General features: G+C 68.4%; 18 protein-coding genes. 1 reads left to right on the top strand and 17 read right to left on the bottom strand.

Annotation, left to right across the window (positions count from 1 at the left end; translation table 11 throughout):
• The 11 genes from VFA08_11570 to gatB form a co-directional block, all read right to left on the bottom strand.
• Nucleotides 1-1,039, bottom strand: a 1,039-nt coding sequence (locus tag VFA08_11570; protein HYZ14222.1) for a glycine cleavage T C-terminal barrel domain-containing protein, incomplete at its 3' end; no start/stop codon positions are given.
• Between the two features lie 28 nt (nucleotides 1,040-1,067).
• The gene (locus tag VFA08_11565; GenBank protein ID HYZ14221.1) at nucleotides 1,068-1,610 is read right to left on the bottom strand and encodes a YqgE/AlgH family protein; all 543 of its coding nucleotides are present in this window, start codon (nucleotides 1,608-1,610) and stop codon (nucleotides 1,068-1,070) included.
• A 39-nt stretch (nucleotides 1,611-1,649) separates the two neighbouring features.
• Entirely contained in the window at nucleotides 1,650-2,795 is a 1,146-nt protein-coding gene (locus tag VFA08_11560; GenBank protein ID HYZ14220.1) for a glycine cleavage T C-terminal barrel domain-containing protein, read from the bottom strand.
• Nucleotides 2,796-4,418 (bottom strand): NAD(P)/FAD-dependent oxidoreductase, encoded by a 1,623-nt coding sequence (locus tag VFA08_11555; GenBank protein HYZ14219.1) that lies wholly within the window; start codon nucleotides 4,416-4,418, stop codon nucleotides 2,796-2,798.
• A 110-nt stretch (nucleotides 4,419-4,528) separates the two neighbouring features.
• Nucleotides 4,529-5,800: an MFS transporter gene (locus VFA08_11550; GenBank protein ID HYZ14218.1), complete on the bottom strand. Its 1,272-nt coding sequence runs from the start codon at nucleotides 5,798-5,800 to the stop codon at nucleotides 4,529-4,531.
• A 214-nt stretch (nucleotides 5,801-6,014) separates the two neighbouring features.
• Nucleotides 6,015-7,598: a phosphoglycerate dehydrogenase gene (gene serA, locus VFA08_11545; protein ID HYZ14217.1), complete on the bottom strand. Its 1,584-nt coding sequence runs from the start codon at nucleotides 7,596-7,598 to the stop codon at nucleotides 6,015-6,017.
• Nucleotides 7,599-7,607: 9 nt separating this feature from the next.
• Entirely contained in the window at nucleotides 7,608-8,792 is a 1,185-nt protein-coding gene (locus VFA08_11540; GenBank protein ID HYZ14216.1) for an alanine--glyoxylate aminotransferase family protein, read from the bottom strand.
• Nucleotides 8,793-8,892: 100 nt separating this feature from the next.
• Complete coding sequence (locus tag VFA08_11535) at nucleotides 8,893-10,107, bottom strand: FAD-dependent oxidoreductase (GenBank protein HYZ14215.1); 1,215 nt, start codon at nucleotides 10,105-10,107, stop codon at nucleotides 8,893-8,895.
• Between the two features lie 48 nt (nucleotides 10,108-10,155).
• Nucleotides 10,156-10,476, bottom strand: a complete 321-nt coding sequence (locus VFA08_11530) for a non-heme iron oxygenase ferredoxin subunit (GenBank protein ID HYZ14214.1) — start codon at nucleotides 10,474-10,476, stop codon at nucleotides 10,156-10,158.
• Between the two features lie 120 nt (nucleotides 10,477-10,596).
• Nucleotides 10,597-11,850: a hypothetical protein gene (locus VFA08_11525; protein ID HYZ14213.1), complete on the bottom strand. Its 1,254-nt coding sequence runs from the start codon at nucleotides 11,848-11,850 to the stop codon at nucleotides 10,597-10,599.
• A gap of 13 nt (nucleotides 11,851-11,863) precedes the next feature.
• Nucleotides 11,864-13,318, bottom strand: coding sequence for an Asp-tRNA(Asn)/Glu-tRNA(Gln) amidotransferase subunit GatB (gene gatB / locus VFA08_11520; GenBank protein ID HYZ14212.1), 1,455 nt, complete (start codon nucleotides 13,316-13,318; stop codon nucleotides 11,864-11,866).
• A gap of 175 nt (nucleotides 13,319-13,493) precedes the next feature.
• Between gatB and VFA08_11515 the strand changes: the two genes are divergently transcribed.
• Complete coding sequence (locus VFA08_11515; protein ID HYZ14211.1) at nucleotides 13,494-14,423, top strand: EamA family transporter; 930 nt, start codon at nucleotides 13,494-13,496, stop codon at nucleotides 14,421-14,423.
• 2 nt (nucleotides 14,424-14,425) lie between these two features.
• Here the strand turns inward: VFA08_11515 and gatA are convergent, their stop codons facing one another.
• From gatA to VFA08_11485, 6 genes are read right to left on the bottom strand one after another with little or no spacing between them, the layout of a single operon-like run.
• Nucleotides 14,426-15,856 (bottom strand): Asp-tRNA(Asn)/Glu-tRNA(Gln) amidotransferase subunit GatA, encoded by a 1,431-nt coding sequence (gene gatA, locus VFA08_11510; GenBank protein HYZ14210.1) that lies wholly within the window; start codon nucleotides 15,854-15,856, stop codon nucleotides 14,426-14,428.
• A 43-nt stretch (nucleotides 15,857-15,899) separates the two neighbouring features.
• Nucleotides 15,900-16,190, bottom strand: a complete 291-nt coding sequence (gene gatC, locus VFA08_11505) for an Asp-tRNA(Asn)/Glu-tRNA(Gln) amidotransferase subunit GatC (GenBank protein ID HYZ14209.1) — start codon at nucleotides 16,188-16,190, stop codon at nucleotides 15,900-15,902.
• A gap of 23 nt (nucleotides 16,191-16,213) precedes the next feature.
• Complete coding sequence (locus tag VFA08_11500; GenBank protein ID HYZ14208.1) at nucleotides 16,214-17,116, bottom strand: DUF1028 domain-containing protein; 903 nt, start codon at nucleotides 17,114-17,116, stop codon at nucleotides 16,214-16,216.
• A gap of 4 nt (nucleotides 17,117-17,120) precedes the next feature.
• Complete coding sequence (locus tag VFA08_11495) at nucleotides 17,121-18,047, bottom strand: tetrahydrofolate dehydrogenase/cyclohydrolase catalytic domain-containing protein (protein HYZ14207.1); 927 nt, start codon at nucleotides 18,045-18,047, stop codon at nucleotides 17,121-17,123.
• 2 nt (nucleotides 18,048-18,049) lie between these two features.
• Nucleotides 18,050-20,095 carry an NAD-dependent DNA ligase LigA gene (ligA, locus tag VFA08_11490; GenBank protein ID HYZ14206.1) on the bottom strand — a complete coding sequence of 682 codons (2,046 nt, stop codon included), beginning with the start codon at nucleotides 20,093-20,095 and terminating at the stop codon, nucleotides 18,050-18,052.
• Nucleotides 20,092-20,766, bottom strand: a complete 675-nt coding sequence (locus tag VFA08_11485) for a hypothetical protein (protein HYZ14205.1) — start codon at nucleotides 20,764-20,766, stop codon at nucleotides 20,092-20,094. The genes ligA and VFA08_11485 overlap by 4 nt, the downstream gene beginning before the upstream one ends.
• Nucleotides 20,767-20,836: the final 70 nt, after the last annotated feature.

The raw sequence follows: 20,836 nt of genomic DNA, 5'->3' as shown, positions 1-20,836 counted from the left end.
CGAGCGAGATCGGGACCCAGACGTAGCCGATGTTGCGCTCGAGGCGGGGTGACCAGATCAGATCGGTGACGGTGCCGACCGGCTCGCCCCGGTGCAACGCAGGGCGCTTCTCGGCGAGCTCGAAGGGGAGCGCTTCGCCGGGCACCTCGAGGCCGACGAGCTTGCGATCGACGCCCCGCGCCCGGATCTCCTCGAGCGCCGCCTTGCCGATGTAGTCGGCTGCCTTCGGCTCGACCAGCCGCTCGAGCCCGGTCACCTCGAAGGGGTTGTTGTCGATCGTCATGTCGGAGCCGTAGTTGAAGATGCCGGCCTCGATCCTGCGCGCCTCGGATGGCGCGATGACGCGAAGTCCGTGAGGCTCCCCGGCGCGCACGATGCGTTCGAACAGCTCGTCCGCACGGCTCGTGTCCTGCAGATACAGCTCGAACCCGACCTCGCCCGTCCATCCGGTCCTGCTGACGACAACGCGGATGCCGTCGACGTCCGCTTCGGCGCAGAAGTAGTAGCGGAGGTCGGCAACCGCGTCGCCCAGTAGGTCACGCACGACGTCCTTGGATCGCGGACCTTGGATCTGCAACGGGGCGACGTCCGCCTCGAGGATCTCGACGTCGAGTCCTCGCGCTCCTGCCACGCCGGCGAGGTACAGAAGCGCGTCCGAGTCGGCGAGGGCAAGCCAGAACCGGTCCTCGGCAAGGCGGAGCAAGACTGGGTCGTTCACGATGCCGCCCCACGGCGCAGTGATCAGCACGTATCGCGCCTGCATGACCTCGACCCTGGACAGGTCGCGGCACGTGATCGAATCGATGAGCTCGAACGCGTCCGGACCGCGCACCTCGATACAGCGCTCGACCGCGACATCCCACAGGGTGACGTCGTTCACCAGCGCCCAGTACTCGGTTATCGGATCGTCGTACAGCGTCGGCAGCAGCATGTGGTTGTACAGACCCCAGCTCGTGCACCCGTGGCGCTTCGTCGCGTCGAAGTACGGCGACTTCCGGTACCAGGGCTGGACGTAGAACGTGAAGGTCTCGGACGGCACGATCGTCAGCGCGCGCGTTCGAGCCGCATCAGTTGAGTGAGGGATCGAGCGGCATCGTCGCCATCAGCCGGTACTTCGGCCCTTTCCGTCGCACGACGGCGCTCCACAGATCGTCGGGCTCCTCGGTGAACACGTCCTCGACGCGGGCGGACTCGACGATCCACGACCCCTCTTCGATCTCCCGCTCGAGCTGACCGGCACCCCACCCCGCGTAGCCAGCGAACACACGTGCGCGCCGCAGCGGTCCGATCCCTTCGGCGTCGACGCCGTCGGGCAGGAATCCGATCGAGCCGAACGCGATCACCTCCGCGAGCTCGGGACGCTCGAAATCCGCGACGACGACGGCAGACTGCGGCTGCACGGGACCACCGACGAACACGCGTTGCCCCAGCCCGACGAGCGTTGCCAGGGGAGGCGCGGCATCGACGACGTCGACCTCGGTCGCTCGGTTCAGCACGACGCCAACGGCGCCTGCATCGTCGTGATGGCCGACGAGCACGACTGCCCGCCGGAAGTTCGGGTCCCACAGCGACGGACCGGCGACGAGGAGCGAACCACCGAGCGACTCCACGGGTGCATCATCCTCGACAAAGCCGCTGCGCGACCATGACTACGACACCGGGATGTCTTTGTTCGTATCGAGAAACGGAAGCGTCGCCGTCACGGCCGGTACCGGCCCGTCCTGGGAGAGCACCTCGACCTCGTTCCCGGGCGCGGCGAGCTCGATGGGCACCCACGCGTATCCGATGTTCCTCTTCAGTCGGAACGAGTACGACGCGCTGGTCAGCCGGCCGACCGTTTCGCCGCGGTGCCGAACGTCCCAGAACTCCTCGAGCCACAGACGGAATGGGTCGCCGCCGATCTCGACGCCGACGAGCTTGCGATCGACGCCTTCGGACGCGATGCGCTCGAGCGCTTCCCGGCCGATGTGGTCGACTCCGGGTTCGACGAGCCGCTCCATCCCCGTCACGTGCAGCGGCGTGTCCGCGATGCCCATGTCGTTGCCGTAGTTGAAGATCCCCGCCTCGAGCCTTCGTTGGTCGGACGGCGCGATCGCCCGGATCTCGAACGGACGGCCCGCTTTCATGACCCGGTCCCAGAGCTCGGTACCGCGCGCGCCGTCGCACAGGTAGATCTCGAATCCGACCTCGCCGCTCCACCCCGTTCGGGACACCACGACGGGGATGTCGCCGACCGAGCCCTCCCAGCACCGGTAGTACCGGAGGTCCGCGACCTCATCGCCGAACAGCGATCGGATCACGTCCTTGCTCCTTGGCCCCTGCACCTGCAGCGGCGAAACGTCGGGCTCTCTGATCGACACGTCGAGTCCGGCGAATGCCTGCACGCCGAGCGCAAACAGGAGCGCGTCGGAGTCGGCGGTCGACAGCCAGAACCGGTCCTCGCCCAGCCTCAGCAAGATCGGGTCGTTAACGATTCCGCCACCGGGCGCGATGATCGGCGCGTACTTGCACTGCAGCACTTCACAGCGCGAGAGGTCTCGGCACGTCAGTAACTGGGTGAACGCCGCGGCGTCTGGGCCGGTGATCTCGACCTGCCGTTCCACCGCAACGTCCCACAGCGTGACGTGGTTGACCAGGTGCCAGTACTCGGCCTCGTCGTCGTCGTACAGCGTCGGGATCAACATGTGGTTGTACAGGTCCCAGCTCCGACAGCCCGCCTCGACCGACCGCTGCCAGTACGGCGAACGCCGGTACCACGACGCCGTGTAGAACGTGAACGAGTACGGTTCGTTCATCTACTTCAGGACGCCGCGTCTGCGGTCGAGCCGTATCTCGCGGACGCAGTTGTACGCCGGGATGCCGCAGACACCGCCGCCCCCGTGCGTCGCGCTCGAGCACTGGTACAGCCCGTGGATCGGCGTGCGGTAGTCGGCGTAGCCGGGCGCCGGCCGCAAATGGAACAGCTGATCGGCCGACAGCTCGCCGTGGAAGATGTTGCCGCCGATCAGGTGCCACTCGTTCTCCATGTCGTACGGGCCGATCACCTGTCGCGCGATCACGGACTCCTTGAACCCCGGCGCGGCGTCGTCGTAGGACTGGATCACGCGATCGGCGTACGCCTCGAGTTCGTCCCGGTGCGGCTCCTTCGACCACTCGTGGGGCACCCACTGCGTGAAGAGCGACACCACGTGCGCGCCCTCCGGAGCGAGCGACGGATCGAGCGCCGTCGGGATCACGCCGTCGCTGAACGGGAGCGTCGACGCCTTGCCCGCGCGCGCTTCCTCGAACGACCGTTCCAGCTGATCGATCGACGGCGCGATCTCGAAGCCGCCGCTGTAGTCGTTCCACTCGGGGTCCGCGGCCAGTGTCGGGGCCTTGGACAGCGCGCAGTTGATCTTCACGACGCCCGAGCGACTGGACCAATGCTCGATATCGCTGACGAACTCGTCCGGCAGCTCGGCCCGATCGAGCTGACGCAGGAACGTGATCTGGGGGTGACACGCCGTGATCACGATCGGCGCGCTCAGCTCGTCGCCGCCCTGGAGGGCGACGCCTCGCGCCCTTCCGCCGCGAACGAGTACGCGCTCGACCTTGGCGTTCGTGCGGATCTCGGCGCCGAACGTCCTAGCGCTCCGTTCGATCGCCCCAGCGACGGCGCCCATTCCTCCCTCCGGCACGCCCCACGAGCCAAGCGTTCCGTCGCCAACGTCGCCGATCGAGTGATGGGCCATGACGTAGCCGGTCCCCGGCTCGTACGGGCCCGCCCACGTGCCGATCAGCCCGTTGATGGCCATCACCGCCTTCACCTGTTCGGACTCGAAGAACCGGTCGAGGATGTCTGCCACGCTCATCGTGAGCAGCCGCGTGACCTCGCCCACGGTTCGGACGTTGAGACCGCGGAACCGCCACGCCAGACGGATCTGCTCGAAGAGGTCGCGCGGCCGCTTCGACCCGAGCTTGGGCGGCGTCGTCATCAGCAGCGGACCGAGCACCCCCGCGAGCCCAGCGATCCACGCGTCCCACCGTTCGATCGCGTCGGCGTCCTTCTTGGAGAACTTCGCGAACTCCTCACGGTTCTTCGACGTGTCCTCGTACTCGATCATCAAGCGCCCATCGGGGAACGGAACGACGTACGGGCCGACCGGATGCACGCGGTATCCGTGTCGCTCGAGTTCGAGGTCCCGGATGATCGTGTCGGGCATCAGGCTCATCACGTACGAGAGCGTCGTCACCCGGAACTCGGGATGATCGGGCCACGGTTGATCGGTCGCCGCCGCGCCGCCCGTCTTGTGTCGAGCCTCACAGACGACGACGCGAGCGCCGCTCTTGGCCAGGTAGGCCGCTGCCACGAGGCCGTTGTGGCCTCCGCCGATCACGATGGCGTCGTACGTGTTCGCCTGCATGCCGTAAGCGCGCATGGAACCACATCGCTGAACGGCCGTTCAAGCCGACCCGTCAGGTTGGATGAACGGCCGCTTCGCTCAATCGTGCCACCCGCCGGAACGCCCGGGGGGCCTGATCATGACGATCACTCCGGCGCGAGAGCGACGGGCTCGCCGAGGACGGTGGCTCCCGGCGCAGCCGGCGGCGGGATGGATTCGTCCTCGGCGACCGGCCGCAGGTTCCGCAGCGGGACCAGCAGCACCGCGGCGGCGAGCGCCGTGGCGCCGCCGATCAGGTACACGCCCTGCGGTGTCACCGCGTCGAGCACCGGTCCCGCGACGATGTACGAGATCGCCAGTCCCAGCGAGATGACCGCCTCGAACGCGCCCATCGTGCGACTCCGGATCGCGTCGGGCGTCCGTCGTTGCATGATCCCGTTCTCCGCCACGATCGTGAGCCCGTCCGACGTGCCCATCACGAGGAGCGCTACGAGCACGAGCGCGAATGCCGGCGCGAGACCGACCCCGAACGCCGAGATGGCGATGCCGAAGGCCGCGGCGACGAGCCATTTTGGTTCGGACCGGCGGTTCATCCAACGGCCCGCGGCCGAGCCGAGCACCGAGCCGAGCCCCCAGCACGCGATCAGGAACCCGAATCCAACCTCTCCCGCGTCGAAGTGCTCGGCAAGGGGAGCGTCGGCGACCATGCTCATGCCCATTCCGATGACGAAGACGAGCCACGCGGCTGCCAGGCGCCGCAGCACGGCGTCACGCCACAGGAACGTGAGTCCCGCCGCGAAGCCGTCGTGCTCGCCGTGCTCGGCTGGTTCGCGGTCATCCTGGAACCGGGCGTGCACCGAGAGCGTGATCAGGACCGACAGGACGAACGAGACCGCGTTGATCCCGAACACCCACGACGCGTCGCCGAAGGCCGCGAGCAAAACGCCGCCGATGACCGGCCCCACGGCGATGCCCGCGTTCACACCCACAGTGACGAGGCTGTTCGCCCACGACAGGTGCTCGTCGTCCCGAATCAGCGAAGGGATCGCGGCACGCGACGCGGAGAAGAACGGCAGCTCCGCGAGTGCCGAACCGAACGCGAGCGCGATCAGCAGACCGGCGTCGTCAACGATCGCCATCGCGGCGAAGAAGCCCGCCGAGACAAGCTCGGACACGATCATGACGCGGCGCCGGTCGAAGCGGTCGCCGAGCGCTCCGGCGAACGGCCCGAGGATGCCCGCGACGCCGAACGTGAGCAGCAACGACAGCGCCTGCATCCACGGCGAGTGCGTCTGGTCCCAAACGGTGAAGCCGAGCGCGGTGTACGCGGCGGCCCCGCCGGTGATGGAGATCAGACGGCCGGCCGCGATACGACGAACGGCGGTCCTGGGCGGCGTCGGCTTGGTTGAGGTGCGCATCGGACGACTCCTACGGCTCGGTGGAACGAGGGTTTCGGTGTTCTGGGAGCCCGCCGGGCGGCGGGCGCGGGTGTTAGCCCGCAGCCGGGAAGGGCATGCGGAGGCCCTTCCGATCCCTGATGAACACCTGGAGTCGCAACATAGCCGCGGAAGGATAGCACGCGATCGCACGCCGTTGGAAGAGCTCCGTCGCGAAGTTCGTCGACGTTTCGATTCAGTCGGGCAACACGATGAACCGCGCGGGACCGGCCTCGATCTCGGCGCGGATCCGTTCGATCACGTCGGCGGGCACAGGGCTGTCGAGGGTAAGTCCCATCAATGCGGTTCCGCCCCGCGTGGGCCGGCCTACGTCCATCGTCGCGATGTTGATCTGGTGTTCGCCGAGGATCGTGCCGACCTTGCCGATGATCCCCGGCCGGTCGATGTACGTGAAGAACAGCATGAACCGCGCCGGCGCCATCTCGATGTCGTAGTCGTTCACCTGCATGACCCGTTCGGCGTTCCGCTTGCCGACGAGCGTTCCTGCGACGCTCACCGGTCCCTCGTCGGTATCGGCGCGGACGTGGATCACGTTCACGTAGTCGCTCGAGACGGTCGAGCGCGTCTCGCTGATCGCGATCCCCCGCTCCCGAGCGATGGTCGGCGCATTCACGTACGAGACAGGCTCGTGAACGACGCCGGACAGCACCCCCTTCACCACGCCGAGGGTGAGCACGCGCGTGTCGCTCTCCGCGATCCGGCCGAGGTACTGCGCCTCGACACGCCGAACCGCGCCCGGCGCGAGGCCGGTGACGAGCGCGCCGAGCTTCTGCGCAAGCGGGAGGTACGGCCGGACGGTCTCGGTGACCTCGGCCGCTGCCGAGACGTTCACGGCGTAGGGGACGAACTCCCCGGAGAGGGCAAGCCGCACCATCTCTGCGATCGCGGCCCCGGCCTTGTCCTGCGCCTCCGCGGTGGCGGCCCCGAGGTGCGGCGTGACCACGACCTGATCGAACTCGAACAGCGGCGAATCGGTGGTCGGTTCGGCCTCGAACACATCGAGCGCGGCGCCGGCGAGCTTGCCGTCCTCGATCGCCTTCGCCAGTGCATCCTCGTCGACGATGCCCCCGCGCGCCGTGTTCACGATCCGCGCGCCCTCCTTCATCAGCGCGAGCTCGCGTTCGCCGATCAGCCGTTCGGTGTCGGGCGTCCGCGGAAGGTGGATGGAGATGAAGTCGGCCTGCACGAGAAGCGCCTCGACCGTCGGCATGAGCTCGATGCCCATCTCCTTGGCCCGCTCCTTCGGAACGTACGGGTCGAACGCGATCACGCGCATACCGAACGCCGTCGCCCGCTGCGTCACGAGCGCGCCGACGCGTCCCAGGCCGAGGACACCGAGCGTCTTGCCTTGGAGCTCGACGCCCTGGTACTTGGCGCGGTCCCACTGTCCCGACTTGAGGTCGTCGTTCGCGCGGGGGATGTTGCGCGCCTGCGCGAGCATGAGGGCGATCGTGTGCTCGGCCGCCGACACGATGTTGGACTGCGGCGCGTTCACCACCATGACGCCACGTCGCGTTGCCGCCTCGACGTCGACGTTGTCCAGACCGATGCCGGCGCGTGCGATCACCTTGAGGTTCTCGCCGGCGGTGATCACGTCGGAGGTCACTTCCGTCTGCGAACGCACGACGAGCGCGTCGTACGGCGCGACCGCCTGCTCCAGGTCACCGTCAGCGAGCTCCAGGCGCACGTCGACCTGGAAGTCGCGGCGAAGGAGCTCGAGCCCCGCATCCGACAGCGGCTCGGTGACGAGGACCTTCATGTGTGTTCGCTAGCCGCGCTCGGTGCCAGCCCCGTCCCTGGAGGCGTGCTCCTGAAACACGCCCTCGGCGGCGGCAACCGCCGCGCCCCGCTTCACCGGGTAGCCCAGCCGTTCCAGCGTCATCTCGAGCGCGGCGAGCCCGCGCGCGATGTCGAGCTCGCTGTAATAGCCGAAGTGCCCGATGCGGAAGACCTTCCCGCGGAGCGGTCCCTGACCCGGCGCGATCACCACGCCGAAGTCCGAACGGATCCGGTCGCTGATCGTGTCGGCATCGATCCCCTCGGGCGCGCGGATGGCCGTCACCGTCCAGTTGTCCTGCAGCCCCTCGCCGAACAGGTCGAGGCCGAGCGCCTGCACGCCGTCCTTGACCGCGCGTGACAGCATCTGGTGGCGACGCATCGCGGCGTCGACCCCGTCCTCGAAGTAGAGCTCGAGCGCGGCGGCGAGGCCCTGCATCACGCTGATCGCGGGGGTCCACGGGTTCTCCGGATGCGGCAGCTCGGCATACCGCTTGTACGAGCTCCAGTCGAAGTAGAACCGTGACATCGTGGAGCGCTCGTGCGCCTGCCATGCGCGTTCGGAGATCGCGACGAACGCGAGCCCGGGTGACGCGGACAGGGCCTTCTGCGACCCGCCGACGGCGACGTCGACCCCCCACTCGTCGAAGGCGAACGGAACCGCGCCCAGGCTCGAGACGACGTCGACGATCACGAGCGCGCCCGCGTCGCGCGCGACGCGCGCGAGCTCTCGAACCGGCTGGATGACGCCCGTCGACGTCTCGGAGTGCGTGAGCAACACCGCCTTGACGCGAGTCTCGGCGAGCGCGGCCGCGACGTCAGACGGGTCGACGCGACGGCCCCACTCGTACTCGACGGTCCGAACGACGAGCCCATGCGCCTCGGCGAGCTTGGTCCAGCGCTCGGAGAAGTAGCCGGCCAGTGGCACGAGCACCTCGTCCCCGGGCGAGAGGACGTTCTGGACCGCCGACTCGAGTCCGCCCGTTCCCGATGACGTCATCACCAGCACGTCGGCGCGATCGGTCCGATAGAGCTGCTTCAAACGCTCCGTCACCTGTCGCATCAACGCGCCGAAGCCGGGTCCGCGGTGGTAGACGAGCGGGCTGCCTTGCGCCAGCAGCACCTCGGGCGGGATCGGCGTCGGCCCCGGGGCAAGGAGGATCTCGGGCCGGTTCATCCGCATTGCTCCTAACGGGGGGTCGTTCGAGGAACGAACGCGGTCAGCGTATCACCGGCACCGCTGCGTCCCGACAGCGATCGCGGACGTCAGGGTGCGATCAATTGCTCGGCGGCTTGAGCTTTCGCAGATCGACCTCGGGGTCGGCGAGCCGTGCGGGGTCCGGGCGGACGCCCCCGACGATCAGCGGCATCGAACGGCGCACATCGTGCTTCCAGTTCATGCTGAAGGTCGAGAGCAGCCGGCCGTCCTTCAGCAGGAACGCGGCGAACCTCCGCTCGTCGACGTTCCCTCTGATCACCGTCTGGTCCCATTCGGTCGCGAACCCCGACATCTGGATCTCAGTGTCGTACTGGTCGGACCAGAACCAATGCGCGTCGTCAAACACCTCGTTCGCGCCGAGCATGTTCTTCGCGACGTGCTCCCCCATCTTCAACGCGTTGTCGAAGTGCTCCACGCGGATCGACCCGAACACCGGATGGTCGTGCCGCGCGACGTCGCCAATCGCCCAGATCCCGTCGATCGACGTCCGCAACGTCGCGTCGACGGGGATGCCGTTGTCCGTGGGAACGTCGCTCTTCTCAGCCACCTCAGTGACCGGTTGCACGCCGATACCGACGACGGCCATCTCGCCCTCGATCCTCCGACCCTCCTTGGTCACGAGCGCCTCGAACCGGCCGTCACCCTCGAACCGTTCCGCCCCGTCGTGGAAGATCATCTCCACGCCGTGATCGCGGTGGAGCGCCTCGATCGCTCCGCCGAGCTGGGGACCGAGGACTCGTTCGAGCGGCGTGCCGGCAAACTCGACGACGGTGACGTCGAGGCCGAGCTGCCGCAGCGACGCAGCGACCTCGGCGCCGATGAATCCCATCCCCACGAGGACGGCCTTGGACGCGTTCTTCGCCGAGCTCCTGATCGCGTCGGCGTCCGGCGCGAAGCGAAGGTCATGGACGCCCGGGAGCTCGAGCCCCGGAAGCGGCAGCCGGCGGTTGCGCGATCCAGTCGCAATGACCAGCTGATCGAACGCAACGCGGCTGCCATCGCCGAGCTCGACCTCTCGGGCCGATACGTCGACTCGCTCTACGCGAACACCGAACCGCGCATCGACGTTGTTCTCCTCGTACCACTCCGGAGGACGAACGAGGTGATGGTCCGACTCGCCGCGGAGGTACTCCTTCGAGAGCGGTGGCCGCTCGTACGGCGGCATCGGCTCCTCGCCGATGAGCACGACGTCGCCGTCGTATCCGGCGTCGCGGAGCGATCCGGCCGCCGTGCCTCCGCCTTCGCCTGCGCCGACGATGACGAACGTCGTCATCGGTTCCGGAGTCTCATCGCGGGCTGAACTTCCGTGCGGTGCCGATCGTCACTGCTCGTTGATGAACACCTGGACCTCGCCGCCTTCGACGCGTAGCTGGAACGAGTCCACGGACTCGGTCGCCGGTCCGCCGATCACCTCGCCCGTCGTGACGTCGAACTGACTGCCGTGACACGGGCACTCGACGGTCGTGCCGTCGAGCTCTCCTTCGGCAAGCGAGCATCCCTGGTGCGTACAGACGTCGTCGAACGCGTGCAGGTCGCCTTCGACGTTCGCGATGGCCACCATCCGGTCGCCCGCGCCGAACGAGCTCATCTCGCCCTCGGCGACCTCACCCTCCGGCCCGACCTTGACCCACTCACCAGCCATGCTCGATTCCCTCCTGATGTCTTGGCCCGATGACGTGGCCGCTCGACCCTCGCTGTACTTCCGTGATGCGGCGCGAACGTGCGGCAGCGTATCGCAACCCGCTTTGCCACTCCGACTACCTCAGGCGCGGCGCCGAGCGAGCAGATCCGGCGTCAAGTAGCCGACACCCGCGACGAGATACAGCCCGGCGAGGATCAGGAACCCCCACCGAAAATCGATCGGGAGCATCGACGGGATCAGGGCACCAGCCACCCACGCCACCTGGAACACGACCTCGTACCGAACGAACACGCGCCCGTGCGCGCCACCCGGCGCAAGGCGCTGCATCAGACTCTGGAACGCGAGCCGCCCGAGCTCGGCAGACGCGCCGACGACGACGCCGAAGACGACGAGAACCGGTAGCGAGAACGCGACGAACGCGAGCACCGCACCGATCCCGGCGCCGATCACGCACGCGACGACCACCGCCTCTTCTCTCAGCGATGACGGGAGGCGGGGCGCGATGAGATCGCCGACGTAGCCGCCGGCCGTTCCGGCCGCGGCGAGGACGCCGAACCACCACGCCGGCTCGCCGCTTCGTCGAAGGGCGAACGCCAGCGCGAAGAGCAGGAACCCGGTCGCGGCGCGAAGGCCGGCGGCCCCGATCGCGGGCGCCGCGAGGGCGGGGATCGCGCCTGTACGGGTCACCTCGGCCTCGCCGCCGCGGAGCCTGGGGTGGGGCAGTCGAAGGTTCAAGAGCGCGGCGACCGTGTACGTGATCGCGGCGCCGTACAAGGTCGCCTCCGCGCCGCCGAACCGCAGCAACACCAGGGCGGGCCCGGCCCCCAACACCGCACCGGCCGCGGCGATCCGGCCGAGCCGCGCGTTCGCGCGCACCAACCCCTCGGTGCGACCGGCGTACGCGACGGCGAGCCCGTTCTTGGTGATCGCGTGCACCTTCGACAGCGCCAGGAGGATGAACGCCGCGGGGAACAGCAGGAGCGTCCCGAACCGCGGAGCCGCGTACAGCGCCACGACGGCGCGCCCGAGCGCCGCGACGAACGAGATCTGGCGCCGGGGCCCCGCTCGGTCGAGTAGCGGGACGAGGAACGGAGCGGCGAACGCCAGCGGCGCCGTCGTCAAGGCGAGGTAGAGCGCGACACGCCCTCGCGCCTCCCCCACCGGAAGGTCGAAGAACACCGAGCCGGCGAGGGCGATCGCGACGAACGCGTCACCCGCGACGGATACGAGGTGAGCGAGCCCGTACCGCTCGAGCGGTTGGTCGGAGCGCCACATGCGGCCGATCGGACTGATCAGCGCCTCGAGCAGACCGACCAAACCGAGCAGGATCAGCTGCCACCACGGGTACCGCCGGGAAGCCGGATCGACCCTCACCGGCGCGATGAGCTCAGCTCTCCGACAGCCGCCGGAGCAACAGCTCGCGGACGGCTTTGGCGTCCGCCGAGCCGCGCGACTTCTTCATCACGGCACCCAGGACGGCGTTCAGGGCGCCCTCCTTGCCGCGGCGGTACTGCTCGACCGGCCCTGGGTTCTCGGTGATCGCTTCCGTTACCCACGTCTCGAGCGCAGACGTGTCGGTCACCCGGCGCAGCGCCCGGCGATCGACGATGTCGTCCACCTCGTCGCCCGTCTCCACGACATCCTCGAGCACCTGTTTCGCCGCGGTCTGCGACAACGTTCCGTCCTCGATCAGCCGCACGAGGTCGGCGACGTGCTGCGGCGTCACCTTCGTCTCGTCGAGCTCCACGCGCGCCTTGTTCAGCAGCCCGGCGAGGTCCTGCGTCACCCAGTTCGCAGCGGCGCGCGGATCGGCACCGAGCGCGACGACGTCCTCGAAGAACCGAGCGGTCGACGTTGAAGCGACGAGGAGCCGTGCCTGTTCCGGTTTCAGCGCGTGGCCGGCCACGTAGCGGGCGCGCGTTGCAGCGGGAAGCTCCGGCAGCGATGCGCCGACCCGATCGACCCACGACGGCTGCGGAGCGAGCGGCGGAAGATCCGGCTCGGGGAAGTAGCGGTAGTCGAACGCCTCCTCCTTCGAGCGGAGCGTGTGCGTGCTCCCCCTTTCCTCGTCGAAATGCCTGGTCTCCTGGACGAGCGTCTCGCCGGCATCGAGCGCCGCGCGCTGCCGCTGTTCCTCGTACCTGAGAGCGCGGTCGAGCGACCGGATCGAGTTGAGGTTCTTGATCTCGACCTTCGTCCCCAGTTCCGCAACCCCGACTCGCCGCGTCGAGATGTTCGCGTCACACCTGAGCGAACCTTCCTCCATCCGAACATCGGACACGCCGACCGCCTCGAGGGTCGCGCGGAGCTCGGCGAAGTACGCGCGCGCCTCGTCGGGTGAGCGCATGTGGGGCTCGCTCACCACCTCGACGAGCGGGACGCCGGCTCGGTTGTAATCGATCAGCGCGTAGTCGGCCTGATCGATGCGCCCGGACCGACCGACGTGCGTCGTCTTTCCGGTGTCCTCCTCCATGTGCACGCGAGTGATCCCGATCCGACGGGTCTCGGCGCCGACCTGGATCTCCATGTGCCCATCGATGCAGATCGGGAGGTCGTACTGGCTGATCTGGAAGTTCTTCGGCATGTCGGGATAGAAGTAGTTCTTCCTGTGGAACAAGCTCTCATCGGCGATTCGGCAGTTGAGCGCGAGCCCGATCCGAACGATGTACTCGATCGCCTTCGCGTTCGGGACGGGGAGCGACCCGGGGAGACCCAAGCAGACCGGGCACACGTTGGTGTTCGGCGGCGCGCCGAACTCGTTCCTGCACCCGCAGAACATCTTCGTCTCGGTCGAGAGCTCGACGTGGCACTCGAGGCCGATGACGCTCTCGTACTCCGCCATGACGCGCGAAGCGTATCCGACCGCCGTGACCCTCCTTACGCACCACGGGGCAACCCGAGGCAGTCCAATCGGTAACGGGCGAGAACCAATGAGGGGACGAATCGCTCGAGAGCGCCGCTACAGTGGCTCGATGAGGCGGGCGAACCATGGTGACCGCACGAGCGCCTCCCCCGCAATGATCTGGACCGCCCTCACGGCCGTCTACATCATCTGGGGCACCACCTATCTGGCGATCCGCGTTTCGAACGAGACGCTCCCACCGCTGATCGCCGCGGGGTTCCGGTTCTTCGTCGCCGGGCTCGTGCTCTACGCCGTGACGGTGCGGCGCGGCGACGTCGAGGGCGACCGTCCGACGCGCCAGAACTGGATCGCAGCGGGCCTCGTCGGTGCGGGTCTCGTCGCGGGGGGGAACGGGCTCGTCGTGCTCGCGGAGCGAACGGTTCCATCGGGCACAATCTCGCTGATCATCGCGCTCGTTCCGTTGTGGATGGCGCTGGTCGATCGGGTGCTCCTGCGACACGAGGTCGGGTGGCTGACCACGATCGGCCTGGTCATGGGGTTCGGCGGCGCCGCGCTGCTGATCGGCGGGACGGCGTTCGACGGGTACGCGCCGCTGTCGGGTCTCCTCGTCGGCGTCGTCGCCTCGATGAGCTGGACGGCGGCGTCGCTCTATTCGCGCAACGCGCCGCTCCCGAAGCGTCCGCTGGTCGGAGCGGGCATGGAGATGTTGATCGGTGGGCTGATCCTCGTCCTCGCCGGCGTCGCGCGCGGCGAGATCGCGTTGATCCGGTACGAGGACTTCTCGGTGGAGTCACTGCTCGCGCTGGGCTACCTCATCACGATCGGGTCATGGGTGGGCTACACCTCGTACGTGTGGTTGCTCCGGAACGCGCGCACATCGCTGGTGTCGACGTACGCGTACGTGAACCCCGTCGTCGCCGTGTTCCTCGGATGGCTCATCCTGGACGAGACGATCACGCTCCGAACGTTCATCGCCGGCGCGATCGTCGTGATCGGCGTCGCCATCATTATCTCGACGGGCCGACCCGAGCGCGGTGAGGAATCCGGCGACGATTTGCCTGAACGCGAAGAAGCCGTCGCCTAGCGCTACGCGGCGAGGTCCGTGACCAGTCGAGGACGTCCGTCGAAGGCGATCGATTCCTCGAGCGCGAACGCCGTCCGGAGCACCACGTCCTCGCGCAGCACCGGCGCGGTGATCTGCAAGCCGACCGGCAGGCCCTTCTCGTCGAGGCCGCTGGGGATCGAGATCGCCGGCATGCCGGACAAGTTCGCCGGGATCGTGAACACGTCGTTCAGGTACATGGCGAGCGGGTCGTCGACCTTCGCGCCGATCGGGAACGCCGTCGTCGGAGACGTCGGCGACACCAGCACGTCGAAGTCGCTGAACGCGGCCTCGTAGTCGCGGATGATCAGCGTCCGCACCTTCTGGGCCTGCCCGTAGTAGGCCTCGTAGTAGCCGGCCGAGAGCGCGTACGTCCCGAGCATGATCCGGCGCTTCACCTCGGCTCCGAACCCCGCGCCCCGCGTCCGGGTCATCATCTCGACGGAATCGGCGCCGTCGACGCGCAGCCCGTACCGAACGCCGTCGTACCGCGCCAGGTTCGACGACGCCTCCGACGGCGCGATCAGGTAGTACGCCGACAGGGCGTAGTCGGTGTGTGGCAGCGACGTCTCGCCGACGGTGGCGCCGAGCCCGGCGAGCCGGTCGATCGCGTCGCGGACGCTCGACTCGACGCCGGCCTCGACGCCCTCGCCGAACGCCTCGCGCACGACGCCGACGCGGAGGCCGTCGATCCCGCCGTCGATCCCCTCCGTGTAGTCGCGTCGCGGCGTATCGAGGCTCGTGGCGTCAAGGTCGTCTTTCCCGGCGATGCACGAGAGCAGCGTGGCGGCGTCGCGAACGCCTCTCGTGAACGTCCCGATCGTGTCGAGCGACGACGCGAACGCGATCAAGCCGTACCGGCTGATCAGCCCGTACGTCGGCTTCAACCCGACGACGCCGCAGAGCGACGCGGGCTGACGGACCGAGCCGCCCGTGTCCGTCCCGAGGGCCCAGATCGCCTCGCCCGCCGCGACCGCCGCCGCGCTCCCGCCGCTCGAGCCGCCCGGCACCATCGCCAGGTCCCACGGGTTGTGCACCGGCCCGAACGCGGAGTTCTCGTTCGACGAGCCCATGGCGAACTCGTCGCAGTTCGTCTTACCGAGAAGGACCGAGCCGTCCTCTTTCAGTCGCTTCCACGGCGTGCAGTCGTACGGCGGCACGTAGCCGTCGAGGATCTTCGAGCCGCACGTCGTCTCGACGCCGCGCGTGGAGAGCACGTCCTTCAGGGCCAACGGGATGCCGGCCACTGCCGGCGCGCCGCCCGACGCGATGCGAGAGTCCGCCGCTGCTGCTTGCTCCTGCGCAGCGTCCCGGCGACGGGCCAGGAACGCGCGGACACGGTCCTCGACCGCCTCGGTCCGTTCGAAGCACGACGCGGTGATCTCGACGCACGACGTCTCGCCGGCGCGAAGCATCGCGCCGAGCTCCGTTGCGGTGCGGTCGCAGAGCGCAGTCACGTCATTCGACCTCGACGATGCGCGGAACCTTGAACCGGTCGTCCTCGACCTCCGGCGCGTTCGCCAGGACCTCCTCGACGGGGAGGCTCGGCGTGAGCTCGTCGGGGCGAAGCACGTTCGACCGCGGGATCGCGTACGCCGTCGGAGGCACGTCCTCCGTCGCCACCTCACCCACCTTCGCCGCGTTGTCGAGGATCACGGCGAGCTGTACGCGGAGGCGTTCCTTCTCCTCGTCGGAGAGCTCGAGGCGCGCGAGCCGAGCGACGTGATCGATGTCAATCTCGACCGGCACGCCCGAAGTCTAGTCGCGAGCTCTCAGTCGCCGTCCCGGAGGAGGCGTTCGGCCGCCTCGGGCGTGAGACCGCTTAGCCTGCGTTGGCCGAGTCGCCGCAACAGCTCCCGCCAGCCGGGGTCGTCACCGAGGGCGGATCGCAGGATCGGCCTCGCCTGCTCGATCATGTCGTACTGCGTCGCCATCCTGACGGCCGTCCAGAACGACAGCTCCGGATTCCCCGGAACGAGCGCAAACGCCGCCTCCGATTCCTTCGCCGCGGCTTCGACGTCGCCGGCATCGCTCAGCTCGGACGCTCGTTCCTCGTGGTCGTACGCGCGCTTCAGCCGGAGCAGCCGAGCGAGCTCGTGGAGCGGCTTTGGATGGTCGTCCACGCGAACGTCGACGAGCACGTCCTCCCACGGCTTCTCGGTCCGCTCCCCCCGAACGACCAGGATCCTCGCCGCTTGCTTGCCACGGATGTCGCCGCCTTCGGCCTCGGCGGCTTCCAGCGCGGCCAGGAATCGGTCGGCGAGGTCGCCCCAGGTCGTCTCGAACGCGACGGTCATCGCATCCCACACGGTGTCTCGACGCATCATGTTCGCCTGGCACGAGAAGCCGTCGCCGATCCGGTGGCCGGCTTCGGGGATGCAGCTTTCGCCCGTGTGAACGGCGACGCCGCCGTGCGCGTCGAGGACGGCCACCTGCCGGTGCGCACGCTCCTCGTCCATCGCCACTCGTTCCGCGAGCGCCTCGGAGGCGCTCTTCCCCGAGCGCATCAGATCGAGCGCGAGCGGACCGTGGTCGATCAGCGCCGATGCCTGTGTGGCGACCGCACCGACGCCCGCCTCCGCCCAACACACGATGCCCGCCGCGAACCAGTGCGACTGCACGGCGACGCCAAGGTCGCCCTGGTCCGGATCGCGAGCGACGATCGAGTACGTCATCGCGTCACCTGAACAGCCCGAACCGCGGCTCGACGCGCTGGGCCATCGCGGCGGCGGCGAACGCGTTTCCCACGAGCCACACGTCGGTGATCGGGCCGACGCCACCGGGGACCGGCGTGATCGCCTCGGCCCTCAGCGCGACGCCGTCGAAATCGAGGTCGCCGACCATCCGCGTCTTGCCGGTCGATGCGTCCTTCACCGCGTTGATGCCCACGTCGATGGCGATCACGCCGTCACGAACCATCTCTCCGGTCACCAAACCGGGTTTGCCCGCGGCCACGATGAGGATGTCCGCCTGTCGTGTGAAGTCTCCCAGCCGTCCCGCCGCAGCGGTTCGGCTGTGCGCGGTGATCACCGTCATGTTCCGCTCCAGGCCGAGCCACTGCGCGGGCTTTCCGACGCTGTTCGAGCGGCCCACGACGACGAGCGTCCGACCGGAGTAATACGTCGACGCGTCGTGGCCCTGAGACGTGACGTACGAGTCGAGCAGGTAGAAACACGATGCCGGCGTCGACGGCAGGAATCGCGGTTGCCCCTGGGCGAGGAGACCGGCGTTCAACGGGTGCACGGCCTCGATGTCCTTGGTCGGCTCGAGCGCGCTGTTCACAGCGGCTTCGGGAACGTGGTCGGGTAGCGGTTGCAACACGAGCACCCCCGTCACGCGAGGATCGGCGTTCATCTTGCCGATCGTGGCCACGACGTCGGCGAGCTCTGCGTCCGCGGGGAGGCGTTCGGAGACATACCGGTACTCGAGCCCCTCGGCGAGACGGCGCACGTGCTTCTCGTACGCCTGCGCGTCGAAGGACTCGCCCACCATCACCGTGGCCAGCCCGGGACGAACCGCCGAGAGCCGCAGAACGCGCAGCTCCTCCTCGATCTCTGCTCGGAGCTGCTCGGCGACGGCGTTGCCGTCGATCACGGTCGCACCCATCGTCACGCCGGCCCGAGCCGGCTCATGAACTCGTCCTCGTCGATCACCTCGACGCCGAGCTCTTCGGCCTTCGCCAGCTTCGACCCCGCGTTCCCGCCGGCCACGACGAAGTCGGTCTTCTTCGAGACGCTCGATGCGACACGCGCGCCGGCCGCCTGCGCCGCCGCGGTTGCTTCGTCTCGCGAGAGGCGATCGAGTCCGCCGGTGAGCACCAGCGTCTTGCCTTCGAGCCTTCCGCGTCCGGATCGCTTCGGCCGTTCGTCGGCCATCCGAACGCCGGCGACACCGAGCTTCTCGAGCAGCGCGTTGTTCTCCGGATCCTGGAACCACTCGTGCACGCTCCGGGCGATCTCCAATCCGATCTCCGGAACATCGTCGATCTGCTCTGCCGACGCCTCGCTCAACCCGTCGATGGAGCCGAACGCCCGAGCGAGCACCTGCGCGACGTGCGTACCGACGTGCGGGATGTTCAGCGCGACGAGCAGGCGCCACAGCGGCTGCTTCTTCGCCTTCTCGATCGCCGCGAGCAGGTTGGTGATCGACTTGTCCGCGAATCCCTCGAGCTGTGCCAGGTCATCCGCAGACAGCGAGAAGATGTCGCCGGGATCCTTGATCAGTCCCCGGTCCAGGAGCTGGATCCCGGTCTTGTACCCGAGGCCCTCGATGTCCATCGCGCCGCGCGACGCGAAGGCGAACAGCCACTCGATGTTCTGTGACGGACAGCCGCGCTTGTTCGGACAGCGCCGGTACGCCTCACCGGGCCGTCGGACGAGCTCGGTTCCGCACGACGGGCAGCGCTCCGGGAACGTCCACCTCCGGGCGCCGCGCTTCCGCTTCGACAGCACGGGGCCGACGACCTCGGGGATGACGTCACCGGCTCGTCGAACGATGACGTGGTCGCCCACGCGGACGTCCTTGCGAGCGACCTCGTCCTCGTTGTGCAGCGTCGCCGTCGTGATGGTGACGCCGGCGACGTGTACGGGCTCGAGGTTGGCGAACGGGGTGACGATCCCCGTACGGCCGGTGTGCACGTCGATGCTGCGGAGCACGGTCGTGCGCTCCTCCGGAGGGAACTTGTAAGCGATCGCCCACCGCGGAGCATGGCTCGTGGCGCCGAGCTCCTCCTGCAACGGGATCTGGTCCAGCTTCACCACGACGCCGTCGATCTCCCAATCGACGCTGTGGCGGTTCTTCTCCCAGTGGTCGAGGTAGGCGATCACACCGTCGAGGTCGTCGACGACCTCGCTGGTCGGCGCGACGGGGAGCGCTGCGTCGCGGCACCATGTGAGAAACCCGGAGTGTGAGTCGAACCTGATCCCCGCGGCGAACCCGAACGAGTGCACCCACAATGCAAGTGGACGGCTCGCCGACACCTTGGGGTCCTTCTGTCGAAGCGAGCCCGCCGCCGCGTTCCGAGGGTTCGCGAACGGACGTTGTTCCGCGTCGAGCAGCTGTTCGTTCAGCCGTTCGAACCCCTTGACCGACAGATAGATCTCTCCGCGCACCTCGAGGTACTCGGGCGGGTCCTTCACCCGCAGTCGCTGCGGAACGCTTCGAACGGTGCGGACGTTCGCGGTGATGTCCTCGCCGATGCGGCCGTCGCCGCGCGTCGCGCCCTTGGCGAGCAGACCCTTCTCGTACGTCAGGGCGACGGCAATGCCGTCGATCTTCGCCTCGCACGAGTACCGAGCACCGGTCCCCACCGCCCGCTCGACCCGTGCCGCCCACGCCTCGAGCTCGCCGTGGGAGAACGCGTTGTCGAGCGAGAGCATCCGCGCGCGATGCTCGACCGGCGCGAATAGGTCGGCGGGCGAGATTCCAACTCGCTGCGTCGGGCTGTCGGGCGTGACGAGCTCGGGAAACCGCTCTTCCAGCGAGGCGAGCTCGCGCGTGAGCTCGTCGTACTCGGCGTCGGAGACCTCCGGGTCGTCCAGCACGTAGTACCGGTACGAGTGGTAGTTGAGCTGGTCGCGGAGCTCTTCGACGCGCACCTGTGCGCCGGCGAGCTCGCGCTCCGTCTTGGAGACCTGCTTCTGGGCGGCGCTCACGCGGCGAGCTCCACGGGCCCGGCGAGGCCGATGCGATCGCCCACCACGACAACCCCACCGAGAACGCCGCGAACCTTCTTGAGGTAGGTGAGCGCTCCCGCGAGGCCGTTCTTCTTCGGCAGGATGGCCTGAACGCCGGCAGCCGCGGCGTCCGCGAGCATGCAGGAGTCCGCCAACACGGCGAGACCGTCGACGGGCGTATGCCCGTGGCCCATCGTCATCGAGATGCCGACGCCCTGCTTGCTCGGCGGGACGACGATGGCAACGGTCGAGTCGTTCGACCGGCGAAGCACGGTCAGCTTTTGCCGGCGCCGTCCGAGGATGAAGTAGTCGCCGCCGCAGTTCACCGTGACCTCATCGACCTCTTTCGCCAGGAACCGGCCGACGTGGTCGGTGACGGCGCCTTGGAAGGAGTACATCGGACCGACGCCGGCAAGGCGAGCCGCCGCGACGATCTCGCGCACGATCTGAGGCGCATCCTCGGGCACCGCGATGGGTCGCTTGCTGTTCCCGACCTGGGGATTCCGCAGCGTGTAGGCGTGCAGCTGCTCCCAGAACGAAAGCGCCGCGGCACGTGACTCCTCGTTGATGTCCTTGCCCGCCTGGATGTGCAGGGTCATGTCCTGCACCTGGATCTCGAAGGTGCGGGGCTTGCGCCGGAGGAGTCTCATGCGTGCATGCCTTCGCGTTGTGACGGGCGGATGATATCCGCAGGCAGGCACGCGCTCCGGGTGCGTCGCG

Source organism: Actinomycetota bacterium (assembly GCA_035640355.1).
In the GTDB taxonomy this organism is placed as follows: Bacteria; Actinomycetota; UBA4738; order UBA4738; family HRBIN12; genus CALGFI01.
Note: the sequence above shows the minus strand (reverse complement) of the source record. Positions and strands in the feature narration are given on the sequence as shown.